Annotated in this window: 18 protein-coding genes, 1 pseudogene and 1 riboswitch; of the genes and pseudogenes, 10 read left to right on the forward strand and 9 right to left on the reverse strand. The window is 70.3% G+C overall.

Translation table 11 applies throughout. From position 1 onward, the window contains the following. Nucleotides 1-15: 15 nt before the first annotated feature. Nucleotides 16-1,440, reverse strand: coding sequence for an alpha,alpha-trehalose-phosphate synthase (UDP-forming) (locus ASD84_RS18015; protein ID WP_056713363.1), 1,425 nt, complete (start codon nt 1,438-1,440; stop codon nt 16-18). A gap of 80 nt (nt 1,441-1,520) precedes the next feature. Between ASD84_RS18015 and ASD84_RS18020 the strand changes: the two genes are divergently transcribed. Next, nucleotides 1,521-2,768, forward strand: a complete 1,248-nt coding sequence (locus tag ASD84_RS18020) for a sensor histidine kinase (RefSeq protein WP_056713365.1) — start codon at nt 1,521-1,523, stop codon at nt 2,766-2,768. 10 nt (nt 2,769-2,778) lie between these two features. Next, a complete protein-coding gene (locus ASD84_RS18025; RefSeq protein ID WP_056713367.1) occupies nt 2,779-3,450 on the forward strand; it encodes a response regulator in 672 nt (223 codons plus the stop codon). Here ASD84_RS18025 and ASD84_RS18030 read toward each other — a convergent pair. Beyond that, nucleotides 3,420-4,457 carry a Gfo/Idh/MocA family protein gene (locus ASD84_RS18030; RefSeq protein WP_056713369.1) on the reverse strand — a complete coding sequence of 346 codons (1,038 nt, stop codon included), beginning with the start codon at nt 4,455-4,457 and terminating at the stop codon, nt 3,420-3,422. The two genes, ASD84_RS18025 and ASD84_RS18030, sit on opposite strands and share 31 nt — an antisense overlap. Before the next feature lie 131 nt (nt 4,458-4,588). Between ASD84_RS18030 and ASD84_RS18035 the strand changes: the two genes are divergently transcribed. From ASD84_RS18035 to ASD84_RS18055, 5 genes are all read left to right on the forward strand, one after another. Next, nucleotides 4,589-4,903, forward strand: coding sequence for a DUF3263 domain-containing protein (locus ASD84_RS18035; protein ID WP_056713371.1), 315 nt, complete (start codon nt 4,589-4,591; stop codon nt 4,901-4,903). 1 nt (nt 4,904) lies between these two features. Further along, nucleotides 4,905-5,420: a LytR C-terminal domain-containing protein gene (locus ASD84_RS18040; protein WP_056713373.1), complete on the forward strand. Its 516-nt coding sequence runs from the start codon at nt 4,905-4,907 to the stop codon at nt 5,418-5,420. A gap of 83 nt (nt 5,421-5,503) precedes the next feature. Beyond that, a complete protein-coding gene (gene otsB, locus ASD84_RS18045) occupies nt 5,504-6,346 on the forward strand; it encodes a trehalose-phosphatase (RefSeq protein ID WP_056713376.1) in 843 nt (280 codons plus the stop codon). A gap of 77 nt (nt 6,347-6,423) precedes the next feature. Then, a riboswitch (SAM riboswitch) is annotated at nt 6,424-6,569 on the forward strand. Nucleotides 6,570-6,581: 12 nt separating this feature from the next. Then, nucleotides 6,582-7,868, forward strand: coding sequence for a threonine synthase (gene thrC, locus ASD84_RS18050; protein ID WP_056713378.1), 1,287 nt, complete (start codon nt 6,582-6,584; stop codon nt 7,866-7,868). Nucleotides 7,869-7,896: 28 nt separating this feature from the next. Further along, on the forward strand, nt 7,897-8,178 hold the full coding sequence (locus tag ASD84_RS18055) for a MoaD/ThiS family protein (protein ID WP_056713381.1): 282 nt from the start codon (nt 7,897-7,899) through the stop codon (nt 8,176-8,178). Here the strand turns inward: ASD84_RS18055 and ASD84_RS18060 are convergent. The 5 genes and pseudogenes from ASD84_RS18060 to ASD84_RS18075 form a co-directional block, all read right to left on the reverse strand. After that, nucleotides 8,175-9,128, reverse strand: a complete 954-nt coding sequence (locus ASD84_RS18060) for an RNA polymerase sigma factor (protein WP_235531167.1) — start codon at nt 9,126-9,128, stop codon at nt 8,175-8,177. The two genes, ASD84_RS18055 and ASD84_RS18060, sit on opposite strands and share 4 nt — an antisense overlap. 105 nt (nt 9,129-9,233) lie before the next feature. Beyond that, nucleotides 9,234-9,476: pseudogene (locus tag ASD84_RS26120) on the reverse strand (hypothetical protein); the annotation flags it as partial. Beyond that, nucleotides 9,404-9,769, reverse strand: coding sequence for a YciI family protein (locus ASD84_RS18065; RefSeq protein WP_056713385.1), 366 nt, complete (start codon nt 9,767-9,769; stop codon nt 9,404-9,406). The gene ASD84_RS18065 and the pseudogene ASD84_RS26120, both read right to left, overlap by 73 nt. Nucleotides 9,770-9,856: 87 nt before the next feature. Continuing rightward, nucleotides 9,857-11,089 (reverse strand): hypothetical protein, encoded by a 1,233-nt coding sequence (locus tag ASD84_RS18070; RefSeq protein ID WP_156392082.1) that lies wholly within the window; start codon nt 11,087-11,089, stop codon nt 9,857-9,859. Nucleotides 11,090-11,196: 107 nt separating this feature from the next. Beyond that, the gene (locus tag ASD84_RS18075) at nt 11,197-12,786 is read right to left on the reverse strand and encodes an acyl-CoA synthetase (protein WP_056713389.1); all 1,590 of its coding nucleotides are present in this window, start codon (nt 12,784-12,786) and stop codon (nt 11,197-11,199) included. Nucleotides 12,787-12,846: 60 nt separating this feature from the next. Between ASD84_RS18075 and ASD84_RS18080 the strand changes: the two genes are divergently transcribed. Further along, nucleotides 12,847-13,311 (forward strand): OsmC family protein, encoded by a 465-nt coding sequence (locus ASD84_RS18080; protein ID WP_056713390.1) that lies wholly within the window; start codon nt 12,847-12,849, stop codon nt 13,309-13,311. Here ASD84_RS18080 and ASD84_RS18085 read toward each other — a convergent pair. Continuing rightward, nucleotides 13,298-13,957, reverse strand: coding sequence for a hypothetical protein (locus ASD84_RS18085; protein ID WP_056713392.1), 660 nt, complete (start codon nt 13,955-13,957; stop codon nt 13,298-13,300). The genes ASD84_RS18080 and ASD84_RS18085 overlap by 14 nt on opposite strands. A gap of 91 nt (nt 13,958-14,048) precedes the next feature. On the opposite strand from ASD84_RS18085, the gene ASD84_RS18090 reads away from it, so the two are divergent. Then, a complete protein-coding gene (locus ASD84_RS18090) occupies nt 14,049-14,876 on the forward strand; it encodes an SGNH/GDSL hydrolase family protein (RefSeq protein WP_056713395.1) in 828 nt (275 codons plus the stop codon). A 21-nt stretch (nt 14,877-14,897) separates the two neighbouring features. Here ASD84_RS18090 and ASD84_RS18095 read toward each other — a convergent pair whose 3' ends face one another. Beyond that, the gene (locus ASD84_RS18095) at nt 14,898-16,082 is read right to left on the reverse strand and encodes a cytochrome P450 (RefSeq protein WP_235532877.1); all 1,185 of its coding nucleotides are present in this window, start codon (nt 16,080-16,082) and stop codon (nt 14,898-14,900) included. Between the two features lie 112 nt (nt 16,083-16,194). Between ASD84_RS18095 and ASD84_RS18100 the strand changes: the two genes are divergently transcribed. Further along, a complete protein-coding gene (locus ASD84_RS18100) occupies nt 16,195-17,115 on the forward strand; it encodes a MarR family transcriptional regulator (protein WP_056713397.1) in 921 nt (306 codons plus the stop codon).

Here is a 17,115-nt window from a genome sequence, read left to right on the forward strand (position 1 = left end):
CTCAGGGACGGCCCGTCAGGAACGGGTGGCGGGCAGCACGGACTTCGAGTGCTGCCCGTCCTCGGCGAGCTCGGTCATGAAGCTGTCGGCCCACGCCTTCACGTCGTGCTGGGCGATCTGCTTGCGCATCGCCTTCATCCGCCGCGTGAGCTCCTTCGGCTCGGCCTGGTGGGCCTCCAGCAGCGCGGCCTTCATGCCGTTCATGTCGTAGGGGTTCACCAGCCAGGCCTGGCGCAGCTCGTCAGCGGCACCGGCGAATTCGGAGAGCACGAGCGCGCCGTCCTCCTCGATGCGGCAGGCGACGTACTCCTTCGCGACGAGGTTCATGCCGTCGCGGTACGGCGTCACGACCATGATGTCGGCGGCGCGATAGAGAGCCGCCATCTCCTCGCGTGGGTACGACGTGTGCAGGTAGCTGATCGCCGGCGTGCCGATCCGGCCGAGGTCGCCGTTGAGCCGGCCGACCAGGCGGTCGATGTCGTCGCGCAGGTTGCGGTAGTGCTCGACCCGCTCACGTGAGGGCACGGCGACCTGGACGAACACGGCGTCGTCGACGGTGAGGTCGCCGTCGGAGATCAGCTCACCGAAGGCGCGCAGCCGGGCGTAGATGCCCTTGGTGTAGTCGAGCCGGTCGATGCCCAGGAAGATCTTGCTCGGGTTGCCGAGCGCGTCCCGGATCGCTGCGGCTCGTTCGGTGACCGCCTCGGACCGGGCGAGCTCCTCGAAGCCGGCGGCGTCGATCGAGATCGGGAACGCCGCCGCGCGGACGGTGCGTCCGTCGGGCAGGTAGACGAGGTCGCGGTGCGTCTTGTGGCCGACACGCTGACGGACCAGCCGGATGAAGTTCTGGGCAGCACCGGGCAGCTGGAAGCCGACCAGGTCGGCGCCGAGCAGGCCTTCGAGGATCTGGCGCCGCCACGGAAGCTGCTGGAACAGCTCGGCCGGCGGGAACGGGATGTGCAGGTAGAAGCCGATCCGCAGGTCGGGACGCAGCTCGCGGAGCATCTGCGGCACCAGCTGCAGCTGGTAGTCGTGGACCCACACCGTCGCGCCCTTGGCCGCCAGCTCGGCGGTCTTCTCCGCGAAGCGTCGGTTGACCTTGACGTAGGAGTCCCACCACTCACGGTGGAACTCGGGCTTCGCCACGAGGTCGTGGTACAGCGGCCAGAGGGTTCCGTTCGAGAAGCCTTCGTAGTGCTCCTCGACCTCTTCGGCGCTGAGGGCCAGCGGCACGAGCTGCAGGCCGTTGACCTTGAACGGCTTGAGGCGCTGCTCGGATCCGCCGGACCAGCCGACCCAGACGCCGTCATGGGCGCGCATCACTGGTTCGATCGCGGAGACCAGCCCGCCGGGGGACGCCCGCCAGGTCGTCTTCCCGTCGCGGTCGGTCACGCGGTCCACCGGAAGGCGGTTGGCGACGATCACGAGGTCATGGGCCACGGGGCAACCCTAGTCGTCAGGCCCGAAGTGTCGGGCTGGCTGGATGGTGGCGCGCCGCGTACGTTCCTAGCGTGGAGCCCATGAACCTGTTCCGACGGCTCCTTCTCGACTCCGGCTACGCGCTGTCCTCGATCCTGCTCGTGGTCCCGGCATTCGGCCTCGTGATCGCCGGCCTGGCAGCCGGTGCCGGCACGCTGGTCGTCGCGGGCGTGGGTCTCGCGATCCTCGTTGCCACCTCGTACGTCGCCCGCGGGTTCGCGAGCGTGGAGCGGATCCGGTTGCGGTCGATGCTCGGCATGGCGGCCCCGCAGCCGTCGTACCTCCGGCCGGTGGCGGGTGACGGACGGATCCGCGCAGTGCTCACGCCGCTGCGCGACGTGCAGACCTGGCTCGACGTGCTGTGGTGCCTGCTGGCGCTGGCGACCGGGGTGTTCGCGTTCGCGCTGACCGTCGGCTGGTGGGCGCTGACCCTCGGCGGCCTGACGTACTGGTACTGGCAGCGCTTCATCACCTTCGACGCCGAGAGCAAGGGGCTCGCGGAGATCCTGGGCTTCGGTGCCGGGCGGACGCCCGAGTCGCTGCTCAACCTGGCCATCGGGGTCGTCGCCCTGATCACCTTGCCGCTCGTCGTGCGGCTGGCTGCCGGGCTGCACGGGTCCGTCGCTCGGGTGATGTTGTGCAGCCGGGTGGAGCTGCTCGGCCGGGTGGACCGGGTCGAGGCCAGTCGCGAGTCGGCGCACCGCGCCGAGGCGCACTCCCTGCGACGCCTGGAGCGCGACATCCACGACGGTCCGCAGCAACGACTGATCCGGCTCGGCATGGACCTCGGGAGGGCGAAGCTCCAGCTGGCCGACGATCCCGCCACTGCAGCCGTGACGATCGACTCGGCGGTCGCGCAGACCCGCGAGGCGGTCGAGGAGCTGCGGGCGCTGTCGCGGGGGATCGCTCCGCCGTTGCTCGTCGACCGCGGTCTCGAGGCGGCACTGCGGGACATGGCGTCAGGGCAGCAGATCCCCGTCGAGGTCACCGTCTCGGTGCCCGACGACCTCGCTCTTCCGGTGCAGACGGCGGCCTACTTCGTGGTCGCCGAGGCGCTGACGAACATCGCGAAGCACAGCCAGGCAGTGCGGGCGCACGTCGGCGTGCAGGCGACGGGGGACCGGCTGGTCATCACCGTCGACGACGACGGCCGGGGTGGCGCCCACGTCACTGCCGGACGAGGGCTGGACGGACTGCAGCAGCGGCTCGACGGGGTCGACGGCTCCCTCAGCGTCGCGTCGCCCGACGGCGGACCGACCCGGCTGCGCGCCGAGGTCGCGCTCGGGTGAGGATCGCCGCGTGAGGATCGTCGTCGCCGATGACTCGGTGCTGCTGCGCGAAGGACTCCAGCTGCTGCTGGCCGAGGCCGGTCACGACGTCGTGGCGTCGGTGGCCGACGGGCCGTCGTACGTCGAGGCGATGCTGGAGCTGCGTCCCGACGTCGGGATCGTGGACGTGCGGATGCCGCCGAGCCACACCGACGAGGGCCTGCGGGCCGCGGTCGCCGTACGACGGGCCTGGCCGGAGGCACGGATGCTGGTCCTGTCGCAGTACGTCGTCGTGTCGTACGCCGACGAGCTGCTGGCGACGGGCGAGGCCGGAGTCGGGTACCTGCTCAAGGACCGGGTCAGCGAGGTGGGGGACTTCCTCGCCGCGGTCGAGGCGGTTGCCGACGGTGGTACCGCGCTGGACCCCCTGGTGGTGCGCCAGCTGCTCGACCGGCGAGGTGATCCGTTGACGGCGCTCACGCCGCGCGAGCGTGAGGTGCTGACGTTGATGGCCGAAGGACGGTCGAACGCGGCCGTGGCCGAGGCGCTGACGGTCACCCTGGGTGCGGTCGAGAAGCACACCCAGCGGATCTTCGCGAAGCTCGGGCTCTCGCCGGACGACGACCAGTCCCATCGGCGGGTGCTGGCGGTGGTCGGGTTCCTCCGTGCCGGTCAGGCCGGACCTTCAGGGTCGTCGGGATAGCGGATGCCGACGTCGGCCCGCAGCGCGTCCATCTGGCGCAGCAGGGTGATCGTCTGCGCGTGGGGGACCAGCGGGCTCTCGCCGAGCCCCTCCCGGAGGCACCGGCCGACCTCGAGGATCTCGTTGCCGTAGCCGAGTCCCAGCACCGGCTCGGTGCCCGTCAGGGTGACCTCGTGCTCCGTTCGGGGCCCGCGGGCGTCGTACGGCGTGAAGACGGCGTGGTCCGGGTGGTGGAAGTTGGAGCCGACGTCGATCCGGCCGAGGTCCGTCGCGATCGTCGCCCGGCGCGAGGACCACGACGTCATCGAGGCGCTCAGGCTCGCCACGGCGCCGCCGGGGTAGCGACCGGCGACGGCGATGTCGAGGTCGACGCCGCTCTCCGCGAGCGTCGCGACCCCGCGCAGCTCGTGCGCCTCGCCGAGCATCAGGTGGGCGAAGGTGAGGGGGTAGATCCCCATGTCGAGCAGCGCGCCACCGCCGAGGGTGGGGTCGAACATCCGGTCGGTCGGCGGCGCGTCCACCCGGAACCCGAGCTCGGCGGTGAGGTGCAGGGGCCGTCCGAACCGTCCGGTGCCGAGCTCGCCGCGGAGCTCCCGGACGACGGGGTGGCAGGCCATCCACATGGCCTCCATCAGGAACCGGTCGTGGTGGCGTGCCAGCCGCACCATCTCCTCGGCATCGGCGGTGCGCAGGGTCACCGGCTTCTCGCACAGCACGTGCTTGCCGGCCTCGAACGCGGCGCGGGCGCCAGCGAGGTGGAGGGCGTGCGGTGTCGCGATGTAGACCACGTCGACCGCCGGGTCCGCCAGCAGGGCGTCGTAGCTGCCGTGCGCGCGGGTGCTTCCGTCGCCGTGCTCCTCGGCGAACGAGCGGGCCGAGTCGATCCCGCGGGAGCCGACCGCAGCGAGCCGGGCGCCCGGGACCAGCGTGAGGTCCCTGGCGAAGGTGCGCGCGATCTTGCCGGTGGCCAGGATGCCCCAACCGATGGTGTCCAGGGTCTCGGGCATGTCGCGACCCTACCGGTGGCGGTGGGCGCGGGCGCCCCCCTCGACCCGCCGGGCCGGACCGAATGACATGCGTGTCATTCACCCGTTAGAGTGGGTGTCCAGCAGGTCCGCCCCATCGTCGAGGAGACGCCATGAACGCCGAGCGCAGCCCCCAGGGCGAAGTCGCCCACGCGGCCGTCCCCGCGGTCGACATCGGGGGGTTGAGCGATCGCGACGGCGCCATCCTCGAGTTCGAGCGCCAGTGGTGGAAGTACGCCGGGGCCAAGGAGAGCGCGGTCCGCGAGCAGTTCGACATGAGCGCCACCCGCTACTACCAGGTCCTCAACGCACTCATCGACCGTCCCGAGGCACTCGCCGCCGACCCGCTCCTGGTCCGCCGCCTGCGTCGTCTGCGCTCGCAGCGCCAGCGCCAGCGTTCCGCGCGTCGCCTGGGCTTCGAGCTTTGACATGAACAGCCACCGGACCCAGCGCGGCGCCGTCCTCCCGTCCCCGGTGGTGCTGCTCAGCATCCTGGCCGTGGCCCTGGCCGCGATCGCGTTCGTCGCCACCCGTGGCGGCGAGCCGGCCGAGCGCGACATCTCTGCCACGAAGGCCGCGGCGACACCGACCGAGACCGCGACCTCCACCGACGCCTCGGCGACCGCGACCACGCCGGTCCAGGAGAAGCCGAAGCCCAAGCCGGTGGTCCGCGCCGACCATGCTGTCGTCGTCTTCAACAACACCTCCACCAAGGGCCTCGCTGCCCGGGTCTCGGAGAAGGTCAAGGACGCCGGATGGACGGTGTCCGCGGCCGACAACTGGTACGGCACGGTTCCCGCCACGACGGTCTACTACCCCAAGGGCAAGAAGGCCGCCGCGCAGCTGCTCGCTCTCGACCTCGGCGTGGCCCGGATCAAGCCGGCCGACTCCGACGCCGACATGAGCGCGACCAACCTGACCCTGATCCTCACGGGAGACCTCTGACACTGGCCTGATTTGGCGGCAATTCGGTTGAGAGTTCACTCACCCGACACCGGCCGTGATCAGGTCCGTGATCAGATGGAGTCGTGAGGTTTCGTTCCATCGAGGGTGAACAGCGGTACGACGCGCTGCTGCGGGTCGCGCCGCGGACCGTCGTCGGACTCGACTTCGACGGCACCCTGTCGCCGATCGTGGACGACCCGGCGCAGGCCCACATCCACCCCGACGCGCCCGACGTCCTGGTCGAGCTGGCCGAGGAGGTCGCGGCGATCGCGGTCATCACCGGTCGCCCGGCTCGCCAGGCCCTGGACCTCGGCGGGCTGGAGGAGGTCGGCGACATCCTGCAGGCTGCGGGCAAGGAGCTGTTCGTCTTCGGCCAGTACGGCAACGAGCGGTGGAGCTCGGGTCGGCGCCGGATCCTGGGCGCTCGCCCACCGCGTGGTCTGGCCACCTTCGAGCGAGAGCTGCCCCGTGCCCTGCGCAGGGCCGACGCTGCTGACGCCTTCGTCGAGGACAAGGGCCTCGCGGTGGCCGTGCACACGCGGCGACTGCCCGATGCCGATGCCGCCTTCGACCGGCTGCTCCCGCCGTTGCGGGACCTGGCCCGGACCCACGGCCTGGTCCTGGAGCCGGGGCGCTCGGTGATCGAGGTCCGCTCCGCCGGCTCGCACAAGGGCATGGTCGTCCAGCGACTGGCTGCCGTCCTGGACGCCGAGGGCTTCCTCTTCGCCGGTGACGACCTCGGCGACGTCGAGGCGTTCGAGGCGCTCGACGACCTCGAGAAGCAGGGGCTGGCTGCCCTGCGCGTCTGCTCGGCCTCGCACGAGGAGAGCGCCCTGATCGGCATGTCCGACGTCGTGGTGCACGGGCCTGCCGGCGTACTCGAGCTGCTCCAGACGTTCGCCCGGGACGCTCGCGCACGTCGCTGATCTCACATCGTGGATCTCCGTCTCACTAGTTGGAATCTCGATTCGGCCACGCACTCACCTCGCCCCTACGCTGTACCTGCTCATCCAGAGGGACTGAGGGAACGGCCCTGAGAAGTCCCGGCAACCGCCGCGAATCCCCGTACGCACCAGTGCTTGAAGGTGCGTACGTCGCGGAAACGGTGCCAAATCCGACCGTCGCGAGAGTCGCGCGGGCAGATGAGAAGGAGGATTTCCCATGAGTGTTCTGACCGAGGCAGCTGAAGCCAGCGAACCGACGAGCAAGCCCGGACTTCGTGACGGCGCCTTCGGGCACGCCACCAACCTCGCCTGCCGCGAGTGTGGCCACAAGGTCGAGCTCGGCCCGTTCTATGCCTGTCCGGAGTGCTTCGGTCCGCTGGAGATCACCTACGACTTCCCGGCCATCACCCGCGAGGAGATCGAGGCCGGTCCGGCCAACATCTGGCGCTACAAGGCGCTGCTGCCGGTCCCGACCGACATCGAGTCCAGCCCCAACACCGAGCCCGGCTTCACCCGGCTGATCAAGGCCGACAACCTCGGCCGCGAGCTCGGCATCACGAATCTGTGGGTGAAGGACGACTCCACCAACCCCACCAACTCCTTCAAGGACCGCGTCGTCGCCTGCGCCCTGAGCGCGGCCCGCGAGCTCGGCGCGAAGGTCTTCGCCTGCCCCTCGACCGGCAACCTGGCCAACGCGGTCGCCGCTGCCGGTGCGCGGGCCGGGATCAAGACGGTCGTCTTCATCCCGAGCAACCTCGAGCAGCCCAAGCAGGTCAACTCGGCGATCTTCACCGAGAACCTCGTGGCGGTCGACGGCAACTACGACGACGTGAACAAGCTCGCCTCCGAGATCGCCGGCGAGGAGGAGGGCTGGGCGTTCGTCAACGTCAACGTCCGTCCCTACTACGCCGAGGGCTCCAAGACGCTGGGCTACGAGATCGCCGAGCAGCTCGGCTGGCGCCTGCCCGACCAGATTGTCATCCCGGTCGCCTCCGGCTCACAGCTGACCAAGGTCGACAAGTCCCTCCAGGAGCTGATCAAGCTCGGCCTCGTCGAGGACAAGCCCTACCGGATCTTCGGTGCGCAGGCCGAGGGCTGTGGCCCGGTCGCCACGGCCTTCAAGGCGGGCGTCGACGCGATCCGTCCGGTCAAGCCGGACACGATCGCCAAGAGCCTGGCGATCGGCAACCCGGCCGACGGCATCTACGTCCTCGACATCACCCGCCGCACCGGCGGGGCGGTCGAGGAGGTCACCGACGACGAGATCCGCGCCGGGATCGTGCTGCTCGCCCGCACCGAGGGGATCTTCACCGAGACCGCCGGTGGCACCACCGTCGCCGTGACGAAGAAGCTGGTCGAGACCGGCCAGCTCGACCCGAACCTGGAGACGGTGGTCATCAACACCGGCCACGGCCTGAAGACGCTCGACGCGATCTCCGGCCAGGTCGGCCCCGCCGCCACCATTGCCCCGACCTACGCCGCCTTCAAGGCGACTGGTCTCTGATCCCCCCACCCCCGTACAAAGGAACACCATGAGCGTCAGCGTCCGGATCCCCACGATCCTCCGTACCTACACCGGCGGCGACTCCGAGGTGAGCGCCACCGGCGCCACCGTCGCGGAGATCCTGGACGACCTCGACGGTCGCTTCGCCGGCATCAAGGGCCGGATCGTGGACGAGGACGGCAAGCTGCGCCGCTTCGTCAACGTCTACGTCAACAACGACGACGTGCGCTTCGAGCAGGACCTCGCGACGCCGACGCCGGACGGCGCCGAGGTCTCCGTGATCCCCGCCGTCGCGGGTGGTTCGCGCTAACCGATCTCCGCACGCCGCGCACGCAGGTGCGCGCGTTCGGCATCGTTGCGACACAGGGCGATCGCGGCGTCATACGCCTTCAGCGCCTCGGTGTGACGGCCTGACCGGAGCAGCAGCTCGGCCCGCACTGCGGGCAGTCGGTGCCCGGGCACGGCGACGCCGTCCAGTGCGGCCAGACCGGCGGCGGGGCCGTCGCGTTCGGCGATCGCCACGGCACGGTTGAGGCGAGCGACCGGCGTCGGGGCGAGCGCGAGCAGCTCGTCGTACCGCGCGACGATCCGGTCCCACGCGGTCTCCTCGGCCGATGACGCGATGGAGTGCTCGGCGGCGACCAGCGCCTGCAGGAGGTACGGCGCGGCCGGGGCGTCGGTGAGCGGCGTCAGCAACGCCACCGCCTCGAGGATCTCGTCGTGGTGCCACCGGGACCGGTCCTGGTCGGGCAGCAGCACCAGCCTGCCGTCGTCCACCCGGGCGTCGCGTCGCGAGTGCTGGAAGAGCATCAGTGCCAGCAGGGCATCGAGCTCGGAGGTGTCGACGTCGGCCGGGAGCACGGATCGCAGGACGCTCACCAGCCGGAGGGCCTCACCCGCCGGCCCGGGACGGAGCACGTCGGCGCCGGACCCGGGCGCGTAGCCGGCTGTGAACGCGAGGTAGGCGACGTCGGCGACCACCGCGACGCGGGCCGCCAGCGCCGATGCCGGGGGGATCGTGAAGGCCGCGCCCGCCAGCTTCTTGCGTGCCCGGGTCAGGCGCGCCGCCATGGTCGCGGTCGGCACCAGGAACAGCCGGGCGATCTCCTCGGTCGGCACACCCATGACCAGCCGCAGGGTCAGCGCCGCAGCGGCCTCCCGGGACAGGCGTGGGTGGGCGCAGAGCAGCACCAGGCGCAGTCGTTCGTCGAGGAGCACGTCGCCTCCGTCCGCCATCACCTGGTGGTCGTGGTCGCCCACGCGGGCATCGACCTCGAGCAGGGGCTGCTTCGCGGCGTGGACCGACTCGGTCCGGAGCCGGTCGATGATGCGGCGTCGGGCGGTCGTCAGCAGCCAGGCCGGGGGATTGTCGGGTACGCCGTCTGTCGGCCAGCGTCGTGCCGCCGCCTCGAAGGCGTCCGCCAGCCCGTCCTCGGCGAGGTCGAGACGGCGGTGGCGCGCGACGAGCAGGGCGATCAGGCGGCCCCACTCGTCGCGCAGCAGCCGCTCGAGTGCTTCGGGAGCGGCGGGGGTGGTCAGCTGGCTGCCGAGTGGTCGACGGCGGGGCGGACCTCGACCGTGGTGGTTCCGTCGGCCAGCACGGCACAGATCTCGAGCAGGTCGTCGAGGTCGTCGCTCTGCACGGAGTAGAACCCGCCGAGCTGTTCGACGGACTCGGCGAACGGTCCGTCGGCCACGGTGATGGCGTCGTCGGCGCCGCGTCGGACGAGCTTCGCCTGGCGCGAGTGGGTCAGCTCGGCGCCGGCGGTCACGGTGTGGCCGCGCTCGGCCAGCAGGCGCGAGAACTCCTCGTGGCGGCCGAACATCGCGACCTTGTCCTCGTCGGATGCCTTTTCCCAGAGGTTCTCGTCAGCGGTCAGCAGGACGGCGTACTCGGTCATGGTGAATCTCCTTGTGGGCGTGGATGGAGTCTGTCACCGGGATGACGGGCGAGCACCCGGTCAATCGACAACTCCGCGCAAAAAGATTCAGCTGAGGTTGTGCCAGACGTACCTCGTGACGCGCACGTCGACGGCGTCCGTCCGTCCGGTGCGTCCGGGTGTACCCGTGACGCCGTTGGGGTGGCTGCTCCACAGGAGGCGGAACCGCACGGTGCCGTCCGCACGGATCCAGCGTCGCGGGATGGCGACCACCCTGCTGCGGAGGCTGACAGCCTCGTACATGTCGATGTTGCGGACCCGACCGCTCGGGGTCACGATCTCGAAGTCGGGATCCAGCTCGTCCTGCCATCGGCCGCGGATGATCAGCAGGACCGGGCCGTCCGCCACGCGGTTGCTCGGGATCCTGACCCGGTGCGCCGTCCGGACCAGTGGCTGCTCTGGCCAATCGGTGCGGAAAGAGCGGTAGCGCAGACTGCCGTCCACGGCACGGACCCGGGCATGGCGCTGGGTCAGCGTGGCAGTGCGGGTGGCGACTGCCGTCCGGCGGTTGGTGACCTTGACGGTGGTGCGATAGCCCCACGACAGCGTGAACGGCTGGGACATCGGACCGTAGGTCGTGATCCCGTTGTCCTGGAGCTGGAGCCGCGCCCGGTACGTTCCCGCGGGCGCCTGGACGGTGCTGCTACCGCTGGGCGCAGGAATCAGCCCGTCCCAGTGCAGCAACGGGTCGTGCTGGTCGATGGACCAGAGAACGCGGACGCCGTCGGGGCCAATCAGCTCGAACCTCGGCCAGCCCCACTCGGCAATGGTGGCATCCACCCCGTGCCGGAGCGTGATGCTGTGGGCCACCCCGGGGTAGTAGTCGTGCGGGTACAGGACGGCAGCACTGGGGACCCAGGGGGTCAGGGGCGCTGCCGTGCTGACGTAGAGGTTCGTGGAGCTCGTGGTGGACTCCCCGCCCGTCGTCGTGGCCGTCACCGTGAAGGTGTAGGTGCCTGCGGCAAGGGTGACGCCCGTCGTCGTCGAGCTCACCGGTAGAGATGCGCGGTCCCAGGTGTGCGCACTCGCGAGCTCGGTCTCCGTCAGATCTGCCTCGGCGACCACCTGTCCGCCCGTGGAGAGGGCCCAGTGCGCGGTGTCCGCATTGGTGCCCACCTCGACGGTGGCCGAGTCCCAGTACCCGTCGCCGTTCTCGTTGAGCAGTGGGTCGGGGGTGTAGACGACCAGCCATGGCGCTTCCAGCGCCGCCGCAGCGGGCAGGGCGCCGAGGACAGAGGCGCCCAGCGTGGCAACGCAGAGCATCAGCAGGAATCGGCGCAACTGTTCCCCCCGGGAAGGACGCTGGCGGCACAACGCCGGAACCAACGCCTCGATGCTAGGTGCTCGCGCTCGGCCCGTCCGGGGAAACCCGAAGTCTCGTCGGTCGGTCAGCCCAGCAGCTGCGCCGCCAGCAGGGCGCTCGCCGAGTAGTCGACCTTGCTGACCGGGGTGCGAGGCACCTCGTCGATGAACAGCACGGTCTTGGGCACCTTGTAGTTGGAGATCAGCGAGCGGCAGTGGTCGCGGACGTCGTCCTCGCTGATCGTCGACCCGTCCCGACGCTGCACCATCGCCGTGACCTGCTGGCCCCAGCGCTCGTGCGGGGTGCCGACGACGACGGCGTCGAAGATGTCGTCGTGCCGGAGCAGCACAGCCTCGACCTCCTCGGGGTGCACCTTCTCGCCGCCGGTGTTGATGCAGACCGAACCGCGGCCGAGCACGGTGACCGTGCCGTCCTCCTCGCGCCGCGCGAAGTCGCCGGGGATCGCCCAGCGCACGCCGTCGATCTCCTTGAACGTCGCGGCCGTCTTCACCGGGTCCTTGTAGTAGCCCAGCGGCACCGGGCCGGAACGGCCGAGCATCCCGTCGACCCCGGGCGGGCACGGCTTGAGGTCGGTGTCGAAGACCTGCACGTGGTCGTCGACCGTGAACCGGGGTGCGCCCGCGGCGCCCTCGGTGCCGTCGTCGATGCGGGAGCCGGTCGCCCCGGACTCCGAGGCGCCGTAGGAGTCGAGGATGAAGCGGCCCGGGAGTGCCTCGCGGATCTCGGCGCGGACGCCCTCGGACAGGGGAGCGGCACCGTTGGACACGGCCGCGAGGCTGGAGAGGTCCCAGCGGTCGGGCTCGGCGAGGATCGCCTCGGCGACCGGTCGTCCCATCGCGTCGCCCAGGAAGGTCATCGAGACGACCTTCGCCTTCTCGACCAGGTCGAGGATCTTCGCCGCGTCGAACGTCGGCTCGGTGTAGAGCGCGATCGTCTGGCCGGCCACGTGCCCGTTGCCGAGGATCCACTGGCTGCCGCCGTGCATCATCGGCCCACAGGCGAGCAGCACCATCGGGTTCTCGTTCGCCTGCGCCTCGATGCCCAGCTGCTCGACCGAGTCGAGCGGGGCGCCGTAGCGCGCGGCGTTGAGGGCCGCGCGGATCAGGTCCTCGTTGCGCCAGACCACGCCCTTCGGGTTGCCGGTCGTGCCGCCGGTGTAGAGGACGTAGTGGTCGTCAGCGGAGCGGCCGGTGATCCGGCGCTCGGGTGACGCGGCGGCCAGCGCGGCGTCGTACTCCTCACCGAGGACGACGAGGTGGCGCAGGGTCGGCGTGTCCAGCTCGGCCAGCGCGTCGACGTACTCCGGCGCGATGATCGCGGCGACGCAGTCGGCGTTGTCGTAGAGGTACGCCAGCTCGTCGCGGAGGTACTTGAAGTTGATGTTGATCGGGACGGCCCGGGCCTTCAGGCAGCCGTAGAGCGCGTCGACCCACTCGATCCGGTTGGTCGCGTGGACCGCGACGTGGTCGCCCGGCTGGATGCCGAGTCCGACCAGGTGGTTGGCCAGCCGCGTCGAACGCTCGTCGACCTCCGCGAAGCTCCACGTGCGGTCCGCCGTGAACACCGCGACGCGGTCCGGGACCGCATCCGCCATCACCTCGATGACGTCGGCGAGGTTGATCGGACGCGTGGTGATGTCTGTGGTGGGGGTCACACAGCAGAGAATGCCAAACTAGAACAAGTTCTCGCTAGCGGTTCGGGAGAGAATGGCCCGGTGACCGACCACCACTACGCGCTCGACCTCATCTGGCAGGGCAACCGCGGCACCGGGACCAGCGGCTACCGCGACTACGGCCGCGAGGTGACGCTGCGAGCAGACGGCAAGCCGGACCTGCTCGGCTCGGCCGACCCGACGTTCCGCGGCGACGCCACCCGCTGGAACCCCGAGGAGCTGCTGCTCGCCGCACTGGCCCAGTGCCACCTGCTGTCGTACCTGCACTCCGCAGTGCTGCACGGCATCGTCGTGACGGCGTACGACGACAGCCCGGTCGGGGTGATGGAGCAGTCAGGCAACGGCGGACACTTCACGTCGGTCACCCTGCGCCCGCGGGTGACCGTCGCCGAGCCGGCTCACGTGGACCTGGCGCGGGAGATCCACGGCGAGGCCAGCCGCAACTGCTTCATCGCGGCGTCGGTGAACTTCCCGGTGCTGCACGAGCCGGAGATCAGGCTCGCTTGAGGGTTGGGATCACTGCATTGAGAGTTGCGTCTGCGTCCGGTCCTCCGGCAGAGATCTCCACGACCGTGCTGCCACTGAGGACGTAGAGGATCGTCCCGGACTGCTGCGCGCCTCCGAACTCGAATGAGACCCGGAACAGGCGCCCGTTGCCCAGCGGTGTTTTCACGTTCTCCGAAGGCTCGATCGTTCCTTCCATCTCACCGAGTTCGGCGCGGAGGTAGGCCTCGGTCGGCAGAGCCCCGTCGTTGTCGATCGGGCCCACCGTCAGTGCGCCGGAGAATCCCAGTAGGAACACGTCGGTGCTCTCGAACATCGCTCGAACCTGCTCGGGCGTGAAGCCCGTACGTTCCGCGAGTTCTCGCCCGCGAGGGCTGTCGGCTGCGAAGGACACGGCACCTTTGGTCAGTCGTGTGAATCCCGCTGGCGCTCTGAAACTGATGCCGGAGCGGATCGCTTTCACTCGGCGACCCTTGTTCTCCCTTGGCTTCTCAGCCTTGGCCTTCGGCTTCCCGTCACCCTTCGACGGGCCGAGTGGCGAGGAGGTGGTCTCGATGAAGATCTTCTCGGAGTCGGGGACCGTCTCCGCGGCGCAGCCTCCCGCCAGGAGTGCGGTGGCGACCAGGAGGGGAGCAAGGCGCTGGAGCATGCGGCGACAGTAAAGGAATTGGTGCGGATCGTCCGGCGATTCGCCATGGTCCCGCCACCGTCCGTTCAGGCTGGTCTGGTTCAACGAAGGCATGACCCGCTCCCGTACCGCCCTGCTGGCCGTCGGCGCCCTCGTTGCCGGCGTCGGCGTCACCACCGGTGGTGGTCGTGAGCTGCTCCGCAGGCAGGCCGCCATCGCCCGCGCCCGGATCGGCAAGCCGCTCGGTGAGGACGCGCTGGCCGCCGACAAGACCTGGAAGAAGAAGACGTACGGCGGCGCGCCCCTGCACCTGCTGGTCCTCGGTGACTCGATCGCGGCCGGGCTCGGGGCCGAACGCCCCAAGGACACGCTCGGCGCACGCATCGCACGGGACCTGGCCAAGCGCCTGCACCGACCCGTGGCCCTGCACACCGCGGCCGTCGTCGGGTCGGAGACCTCGGCCCTGGCTGGCCAGCTCGACGGCCTCCCCGCCGGCTACCGGGCCGACGTCGCGGTGATCGTGGTCGGTGGCAACGACGTGACGCACCGGGTACCGGTCGGCACGTCGGCGGGCCAGCTGGAGGCGGCGATCGGCCGGCTGCGGGCCGAGGGGACCGAGGTCGTGGTCGGCACCTGCCCGGACCTGGGGGCGCTGCGGCCCGTGCCGCAACCCCTGCGCTCGCTCGGGTCCCGGATGTCACGCCAGCTGGCCGCGGCGCAGGCGGAGGTCGCCGTACGGAAGGGAGCGCATGCGGTGTCGCTCGCGCACGTGGTCGGGCCGTTCTTCATCACCAACCCCGACGAGATGTTCAGCCTGGATCGCTTCCACCCGAGCGCCCTGGGCTACAAGCGGACCGCGCGGGCCCTGCTGCCCTCGGTGTTGCTCGCGCTGGGACACGAAGCGACGGTGCCGTACGGGCACCGCGCGCCGGTGTCCTGACTCAGCTCAGGTCAGCCCAGGTCAGCTCAGCCCTGTCGCGTCGAAGGGGAGCGACAGGTACCGGCGTACGTAGTGACCGGGGGCGAACTCTCCTGCGGCGCCGTCGACGGTGAAGCCGGGGCAGTGGGCGAGGAGCTCCTCCAGTGCCACGCGCGCCGCCAGCCGGGCCGCTGCGGCGCCCAGGCAGTGGTGCGCACCGTGGCTGAAGGTCAGGATCTTCGCGGGGCGTCGGTTGACCCGGAACGTCTCTGCGTCGGGACCGTACTCGCGTGGGTCGCGGTTGCCGGCGGCGTACAGCAGCAGGACACGGCCTCCCTCCGGGATGACGGTGCCGTGCAGCTCGACGTCGTGGGTCACTGTCCGCGCGAGGCCCTGGACCGGACTGGTGAGTCGCAACAGTTCCTCGACGGCATCGGGGAGGGCGTCCCTGTCCTCGATCAGCAGGCGCCGCTGGTCCGGGTGGGCCGTCAGCAGGTCCAGCGAGCCCCCGAGCAGGCCGGTGGTGGTGTCGTTGCCTCCCGCGACCATGGTGAAGGCGAAGCCGAGGACCTGCAGGACCGAGACGTCGTCACCGGCGTCCGCGGCGTGCACCAGGTGGGAGATCGTGTCGTCCCCGGGCCGGGAGCGCCGGAGCTCGATCAGCTGCGTGAAGTAGTCGATCATCTCTCCCGCGGCCTGGGCGCTGGCGAGCGGATCGCCCTCGGACGTCGCAGCGACGATGGCGTCGGTCCACGAGTCGAACCGGTCACGGTCCCCCTCCGGTACGCCGAGGTAGTGAGCGACGATGAGGCTCGGCAACGGCTTGAGGAGCTCGGCGACGACGTCGCCGGTGCCCGCCTCGCGAAGGCGCTGGACCCGCTCGGACACGAAGGACCGGATCTGCGGCTCGAGCTCCACGACCTGCTTCGGGGTGAAGCCACGACCCACCATCTTGCGGAACGCGGTGTGGACCGGAGGGTCCTGCATGACCATGGGGTCGAAGGCGCGCATGACGTCCTGTTCCCCGCCGGACGGTTCGACGGTCAGGCCTGAGGCCGATGAGTACGTCGTGAAGTTGCGGGCTGCGCTGACCACGTCCGCGTAGCGGGAGAGGACGTAGTAGCCACCCTCCTCGACATGGTCGACCGGGGCGCGGTCGCGCAGCTCGGCGTACATGTCGTACGGGTTCCGCCAGGTCTCGCCTGACCGCTGGGAGTAGATCGACAACTCCACTGCTCCTATATTTGGGAAATCGCTGACGAATAGTCGTTTCACGGTAGGCAGTGCCGCCGGAACCGGGCAATGCCGCGTCGGCGGTTTCCTAGAATCTGGAGGAGCGGTGAAGCAGACGTCCTTCTCGCCACCGACCCGCCGGGTCGTCTCGGTGCTGGCGGCCCTGGCGAGCGTCGAGAGTGCGTCGGCGTCGGCGATCGCCGTCCAGCTGGGCATCAGCGGATCGACCTGCGCGCTGGTGCTCAACGAGCTCGCGGTCGCCGGATGGGTCGAGCGGCGACCGGACAAGTCCTATGTCCTCGGACCCGGGATCCTGCCGGTCGTCGACGGCCTGAGGTCCCGCTACCCGCTCCTCGGGGCAGGGCACGAGGTCATTCGTGCGCTTCGTGCGGAGAGCGGGTTCGGGACCTCGCTGACGGAGATCGGACCGGCCGGTCTCACCGTGCTCGACGTCGCCATCGGCGATCCGGCGGCGAGCCGGCCCAGCCTGGGGGAGAAGATGCCGTTCTCCCCTCCGTGGGGCAGCGTGGCCATGGCGTGGCGCGCGCCGATGGAGATCGAGGCGTGGCTCGACACGAGCGCAGTGCCGATCGATGCGGCCGCGCGGCGCCGTCACCATGCGGTCCTCGCGGGGATCAGGGACACCGGCTGGGGCGTGTGGCGGCACGTCCAGCCCGACGCGGAGCTCATCCGGCAGCTCAGTGACCTCCTGACGAGCGCGTCGGCGAATGCGAACCGCGCGGACCTCCGTCAGATGGCCGCCCTGTTCAGTCCGCTCGTGCAGGAGTCGTGCCTGCCCTCGGAGCTCACGGGTCCGGGCCCGTACTCGGTGGGCTACGTCGTTGCCGGGGCCTTCGGGCCGGACGCGCGGCCGCGCTACCAGGTCGAGGTACATGTCCTCTCGTCGTCCGTGGACGGTGCGCGGCTGCGCGAGGTACTCGGTCTGGTGGAGGTGGCGGCATCGACGCTGACCGACTGCATCGGAGGGGTGCGACCCTCCAACCTTTTGCCCCCTGGTGTGCGTTGA

The sequence above is a fragment of the Nocardioides sp. Root682 genome (assembly GCF_001427795.1).
GTDB lineage: Bacteria > Actinomycetota > Actinomycetes > Propionibacteriales > Nocardioidaceae > Nocardioides.